Consider the following 6,423-nt stretch of genomic DNA (forward strand, 5'->3'; position numbering starts at 1 on the left):
CGAGCTGCAACTCCTGCGGATATAGGCGCGGCCCGCCCGGCATCCCCGTAAGACCCGTGTACGCCCTGTCCAGGGCGGGGTGCCGTGCTGCCGCACGCCTTCACATCCGTACGTTCCGCGCGCCGGCACCCGGCGTGCGCGAAGGAGTTGCACAGTCATGATCCGCACACGTTCCCTGTTCCGCCGCGGCGCCGCGGTGGCGACCGCAGGCGCCGTCGCCCTCCTCCTCGCCGCCTGCGGCAGCGACGACGACGGCTCGGCCGGCCACCACGGCAAGGACGACGCCGCCGCGTCCGGCCCCGCCGCCTCCAAGGAGGACCGCAACGCCGCCGACGTCACCTTCGCCAAGGGGATGATCCCCCACCACCGCCAGGCCGTGGAGATGGCGGACCTCGCGCCCGGCCGGGCCGCGTCCGACGAGGTCAAGAAGCTCGCCGCGGACATCAAGAAGGCCCAGGGCCCGGAGATCGAGACGCTCTCCGGCTGGCTCGACTCCTGGGGCGAGGAGGTGCCCGCGGAAGGCGGGATGGACCACTCCATGCACGGCTCCGCCGGCGGCATGATGTCCGCGGAGGACATGAAGGAGCTGGAGGAGGCGAAGGGCGCCGCGTTCGACACCGCATTCATGGAGATGATGATCGAGCACCACGAGGGCGCCGTCGCCATGGCCGAGACCGAGCGGGCCGACGGTGCGTACCCGCCCGTGAAGAAGATGGCCGGGGAGATCATCAGCGCCCAGGAAGCCGAGATCGACGCGATGGAGTCGCTGCTCGACAAGGGCTGACGCAGTCCGCGCGCAGGGCGGGCGGCGACCCCGCCGCCCGCCCTACGCGTACTGCAGCACCCGCCGCCGTACGGCCACGACGGCCGTCAGCGAGACGCTGAGCGTGAGGACGTACGCCGCGAACGCCCAGGCCGCCGGGGACCACGAGGAGATCGTCAGCAGCGTCACGGTGGCGCCGGTGCCGACGAGGACGTAGAAGAGGAGGTTCTCCGAGGCGGGGTCCCGCCACGCCTTCACGACGGTCGGCAGCGCCGCCGCCGCGTCGGCCGCCACCGCGAACACCACGGCGAGCGCCGCCTCGCCGAGCCCCAGCCACACCCCGACGGCGGCGACGGCGACGACCGCGCAGGCCAGGTCGAAGACGCCGAGCCGCGCCAGGTTCCGCCGGGTGCACAGCCCGGTCACCACGACGACGAGCGGCCCGACCCCGGCCACCAGCGTCTGCACCGAGGGCAGCCCCACACCGGAGTCGAGCTGCGCGGAGAACGCGATCAGCGGCACCGCGGCCCACAGCGACCAGGTCACGAGGTTCGGCCGCACGGTGCCGCGGACCACGGCGACCGCGTACCGCACACTCCCGGCGATCCCGAGCACGGCACTGACGAACACCCAGCGCGGATCGATCAACCCGAACCCCTCTCCTTGCGCCGGCGGCCGAACGCGGCGGTGGCGAAGCCGATGCCCGCGGCGGCCAGGTTCAGCACGCCGCCGACCACAGGTGCGAACAGTACGAGTTGCTGGAGCATTTCTGACTCCCGTCTAGGTGCGGATCGGACGAGAGAAATGGTGTGAGCGCGGTGCGTTGGAGTGAGGCCGCCGGGTGTGACGGCACACCCGAGACCGCCGACGGCACACCTGCCACCTGCACGTATGGGAGAGAAGTGCGTTACGGGGAGCGCACGTTCGGCGCACGGCCGACTAGGGTCGGGGCAGCCTGACGAGGGCGTCGGCGACGAGTTCGTCGACATCGGGCACGGTGGCGCCGAGCCGTCTCAAGCGCGCCGCGGCCTCCCGGAGGGTATGGCGAGTCTCGCGTGCCGCGATCAGCAGATGGGAGAGCGTCACGGGTCTGTTGAGTCTCGCCGGACTGTTGCCGATGTCCGTGGCGTCGAGTAGTCGGATGTCATCTGCATCCGGGGTCTCCGGCAGATCGGCCGGGATCGGAAGGCCGTAGCCGGCGAGTCGCTCGGCCGCTGCGCGCGGAGAAACTCCCAATTCCACGAAGGCAAGGATGAAGTGGGCTTGCGGCAGGGGGGTCTCCATGTCCAGCCAAGGGGACGCGCCGTCGAGATCCCTGGAGAGGAGTTGCAGCGTGAGGCCGTCGATCTTCGACGGAAGCTCGCCCGACGGCACATCCATCCCGTACTCCGCCAGCCGCGCCGCGGCCTGGTCGGGCTGCATCCCGGCCTTTCGGCTGCTCGCGAGAATCTGCCACAGCGGAACCCGCTCGCCCGCTGCCAGTGAAGAAGGCCGATCGTCGTGGCTGAGCAGTTTCAGGTCGCTCGTGACAGGCCAGTCCGGCAGCCGTTCGGGAACCACGATGCCGCGTGCGGCAAGCCGGTCCGCGACTTCGGACAAGGACACGTCCAGCGCGATGGCCGCGCGAACGAGGTGCCTGGGTGCGAGGGGACTGCGTGGATCGAACTCTCTCCGTTCGTCATAGGTGAGACCCCAGTCGAACAGCACCAAGTCCTCCGCACGCGGAATGTCGGGCAGCGTGAGCCGTTCGGCACGGAGGCCGAAGGCTGTGAGCCTGTCACACACCTGGGGAACGGACAGGCCGGTTCGTGCTGCGGCCCGGACGATATGGGACGCTGGGAGCGGATGCGGCCCCCCGTTGATCCATTGATACCAAGGGTTCCCGCCCGTCGTATCGGCCACGGACCAATTGAGGAGCGGCAAGTCCTGCTCCGAGAACGACTCCGGGGGAAGGCGAGAGGTGAACCGGAAGTCGTAGCGCTCCAGGCGGCGTTGTCCTTTGCGCAACTCGATCCCGTATTGGAGTGCGATAGCGACGAGATGCCCGACCGGCACGGGTTCGGTGATGTCCCACCAGTCGGGCTGGCCGTCACGCCTGCAACTGAGCAGTGCGAGATCTACGCGGTCGACCTGAGCGTCCGATGCGAAACGCTCGGGCACGATCTCGTGGCAGCCCAGTTCGACGGCACGGTGGGCGACTTCACGGGGCGAGGCGCCGGTCATCATGGCGGTCCAGAGGACATGACCGGGGCGTTTCCGGAGTTCTGTCTCCTCCCAGGACCATGCCCGCGCGCTGAGCTGGTTCGTCTCGTCGGCGGTACTCCCCGCACCGCCCAGCAGAAGCGCGTCGGTGGGCAGTGCCGGAAGAACAGGGTCGGTGGTTTCCACTCCCAGGGCATCGAGATCGCTTCGGGCGCCGTGCGCGACGAGACGCCATATGAGCACGTGGTCAGGTGGGTTGTCGCCAAAATCCCAGTTCCACAGGGTGGCCGGCTCGTCATCGAGCCCGCGCCCGTGCGCGCGCTTGTCGCCCTCCAGGACCAGATGCGCATCCTGGAGGAAGCACCCCACCTCCGGAACCCGGATCTCCCCCGTCCGCGTCCTGAACGACACACCCGCCTCAATGGCAGCTTCTGTGACCAGGTCGCCGAGCCGAGGGCTCGCCTCCGTCACGGCGCTCACCCACCGGACGTCCAGCAACTCCCGGCCGTCCGTCATCAACGACCCGGTCGCCGCGCGCAGCAACTTCTCCACATTCGCCGAGACGTCCGACAGCACCTGCCTGCGGTCCACCGACAGCCTGTCCGGTGCGCTGCGTCGCGTGAGGTTGACCACCGCGCCGCGCAGTATGCCGTCGCGGAAGCCCGCGAAGACCCCGTTGCGGACCACCGGCCTGACGTACAGGCCGTCCACCAAGAGGCCGCCGCCGTGTTCGCACCAGACCACCTGGCCGTTGCCCCGCTCGTCCTGCCAGGGCACGAGGGTCCCGTGGGCGTCGAGACCTTCGGGCTGCCACGCCGGGCGTATCCGGGGGTTGAGCACGCCCGGCTCCCAGCGCTCGCGCTGGGTGCCGTGCTCGGCGACGGTCTCGAACTCGGCGATGCCCAGCAGTTGCCGGAGTTCCTCCACGCACGAGGGCGCCTGCTCGGCGTTCCGCAGGTACAGCTTGACCGACGTGCCCGGGGAGCGGCTCTCCGGCAGGTGCTCGATGCGGAACAGGTGGCCGGGGCCGAAGATGGAGACCTTCATGGCCGGATGGGGCCGGTTGCCGCGTTCCAGTGGGCGGGTGACCACTTCGATCTCGTCGGCGATCATGAAGTAGCTCAGCACGCCGATGCCGAAACGGCTGTTGGGGTAGAAGGGGACGGGTGTCGCGGCCCCTTTCCACTCCGCCGACTCCACCAGGAACTCGGTCAGGTCGGTGAAGCGCACTCCCGCCTGCGCGAACACCTCGGTGAGTACCGCCTCGGTCATGCCGATGCCGTTGTCGCGGCATTCGAGGTAGGCGCGGCCGTCGCGGTCCACTCCCTGGACGAAGTGGATGCGGCCGTTCCAGTCGTCGGGCCAGTCGCCGCGCTGCCGCCGGTACGCGAGCCGGGCGCGGCGCCAGCGGCAGGCGTCGAGCGCGTTCTGGTACAGCTCACGGACGGCCAGGCCGCGGTCCTTGTAGAGCTGTTCGCCCATGAGGAGGCCCTGTACCCGCCGCTCGTCCAGGCGGAAGCGGCTGACGTGCTGGAAGAGCGGCCGCCCGTCCTCGTCGATGTCGGGTCTGACGTCGTCTGCGGAGGCCCGTGACGGCAGCCGGGTGAGCATCTCCACGGCGGGCCGGCCGGCGCAGACGCGCCGGACCGCGTGCAGCAGGGTGTCGACCTGGCGGGCGTACTGCCGCAACCCCTCCAGTTCGGCGGGGTGGTGGCAGTCGGTCCGCAGCACCAGGCAGTCCGATTGCAGCACCCACTTCGCGCGGCTCGTCACGGTGTCACGGAGCCGGTCCAGCTCCACCGCGCTGGGGATGCCCAGGTGGCGTACGACGATGTCGGGCAGCCGGATGACGTCGATGGCGACCGCGTAGGCGACGGCCAGGAGGTGGCTGAGCAGCAGCTCCCGTACCTGCTGCTGGTCCGGCTCGCCGGGGAAGAGGACGTTCACGGGCTGCGGGGTGTGCTGCCGGTCGGTGTCGGCGAGTTCGGCCGGGTCGAGGCGCAGCCCGGCGAGGAACCGTTGGACGGCCTTGGCCTCCAGGACCTCGTCCCGCATCCGCGGGTCGGTGACGTCCGCGTCCTGAAGCAGCCGTCGGATCGCGCCGAGGCGGTACGCGTCGGGGAAGCGGGCGGCCCAGCGGTGGAACAGCCACCAGCCGATCTCGGGGCCGGCGGGGTCGCGGTCTGGCAGCGCGGGGGCGTGGGCGCGTTCGACGAGTTCCTGATGTCCTTTGCAGAATGCCTCGAAGTCGCGCCGTGGTGCCTCCGCGTGGTCCGCGACGCCCAGCTCCAGCGGCCGGATTTCGTGCAGGGCGGCCAGCGTCCGCACCATGTGGGTGTGGTGCAGCAGCGGAACCAGCGCCAGCAGCGCCGCTTCGGCGGGCGAGAGGTCCGGGGTGTCCTCCCACGTCGTACGCACCAGCCAGTCCGCCCGCCTGGCGAACCGGTCGGCGAGGTCGGTGTCGAGCCAGGGGTCGCCCGCGAGGGTGCGCTCGGCCTCGGCACTCAGCGCGGCCAGGCGTTCGGCGACGGAGACGGACTGCTCGCGGAGGTCCGCGGTGTCCAAGTCCCCGTCGACCAGGTTCCAGGCGGCGTGTTCGGCTACGTACCGCGCCCAGGGGTGCTGCGTCCCGGATTGCGGTCGGCCCCGCTTCGCCTTCCGCTCCACGGCTCGTTCCTCGACGCGGGCCCGGTCGAGGAGGCGGCGGCCGTTCGCTGCCTCGTCGGCGCCGCCGCCCAGGGCCCGGACGAGCGCCGTTACCTGCCGGTCGTCGACGGGCAGGCGCATGCCGCGCAGCATGTCGTTGACGTAGGACGGGGATTCGAGGTTCATGGCCGCGGTGATGTCGCGGCGGCTCTTCAACCCGTTGTCGGCGTGGACCCGGTCGAGGAACTCCAGCAGCTTGCGGTGTGCTCCGGACTCCGGCCATTTGCCGCGGTCGATCGGTTCCCCTCTGCCCACGCGACGTGTCTACACCATCCCGGCATTACGGAACCACCGAACCAGCCGGTTGTGCTGCGGCCGTGACGCCGCTGCTGGTGCTGTGCCGCCGCGCCGCACACCTAGCAGTTGCAGTCGCAGCACTCACAGCAGTTGCAGCAGCCGTCGCAACCGCCGCACCCGCCGCAGTCGTTGCCGCCCTTCTCCTTGTGCTCCTCCTTCTCCCCCTCCGCGCCCTGCCCCAGTGGCGTGAAGGCGGGCGGCGGCGGGCCGAACTCGCCGCCCGCGTGCGCGAAGGTGCGGCGCACCGCCCGCTCCAACTCGCCGACCAGCAGCACGCGGACCAGCCGGTCGTCGGTGAACTCCGCGTCCGCCAGGGCGAGTGCGACGCCGCGGGTCGCGTCGTCGCAGAGCTGACGTACCCGGGCGGGCTCCGTCGCGGTCGCCATGATGGGGTTCCACGCGCCCGTACGCCGGTCTTCCGCCGCGTCCTGCACGGCGTCCAGCAGGTGCGCGAC

4 protein-coding genes and 1 pseudogene are annotated in these 6,423 nt (G+C 70.7%); 1 reads left to right on the plus strand and 4 read right to left on the minus strand.

Annotation, left to right across the window (positions count from 1 at the left end; all coding sequences use genetic code 11):
* The first annotated feature begins 157 nt into the window (after positions 1-157).
* The gene (locus H5J30_RS13785) at positions 158-784 is read left to right on the plus strand and encodes a DUF305 domain-containing protein (protein ID WP_181787726.1); all 627 of its coding nucleotides are present in this window, start codon (positions 158-160) and stop codon (positions 782-784) included.
* Positions 785-826: 42 nt separating this feature from the next.
* Here H5J30_RS13785 and H5J30_RS13790 read toward each other — a convergent pair whose 3' ends face one another.
* From H5J30_RS13790 to H5J30_RS13800, 4 genes and pseudogenes are all read right to left on the minus strand, one after another.
* The gene (locus tag H5J30_RS13790; protein WP_181787727.1) at positions 827-1,411 is read right to left on the minus strand and encodes a hypothetical protein; all 585 of its coding nucleotides are present in this window, start codon (positions 1,409-1,411) and stop codon (positions 827-829) included.
* Positions 1,408-1,530, minus strand: coding sequence for a hypothetical protein (locus H5J30_RS36700; RefSeq protein ID WP_258563303.1), 123 nt, complete (start codon positions 1,528-1,530; stop codon positions 1,408-1,410). Before H5J30_RS36700 ends, H5J30_RS13790 begins: the two co-directional genes overlap by 4 nt.
* 172 nt (positions 1,531-1,702) lie before the next feature.
* Positions 1,703-5,926, minus strand: coding sequence for a wHTH domain-containing protein (locus H5J30_RS13795; protein ID WP_181787728.1), 4,224 nt, complete (start codon positions 5,924-5,926; stop codon positions 1,703-1,705).
* A gap of 101 nt (positions 5,927-6,027) precedes the next feature.
* Positions 6,028-6,423: pseudogene (locus H5J30_RS13800) on the minus strand (hypothetical protein); the annotation flags it as partial.

This window comes from Streptomyces phytophilus (assembly GCF_013870535.1).
Classification (GTDB): Bacteria; Actinomycetota; Actinomycetes; order Streptomycetales; family Streptomycetaceae; genus Streptomyces; species Streptomyces phytophilus.

What these genes read in the sequence shown, in the direction of transcription:
- H5J30_RS36700 (WP_258563303.1), bottom strand. Translation starts at nt 1,530, where the DNA reads ATGCTCCAGCAACTCGTACTGTTCGCACCTGTGGTCGGCGGCGTGCTG.
- H5J30_RS13785 (WP_181787726.1), top strand. Translation starts at nt 158, where the DNA reads ATGATCCGCACACGTTCCCTGTTCCGCCGCGGCGCCGCGGTGGCGACC.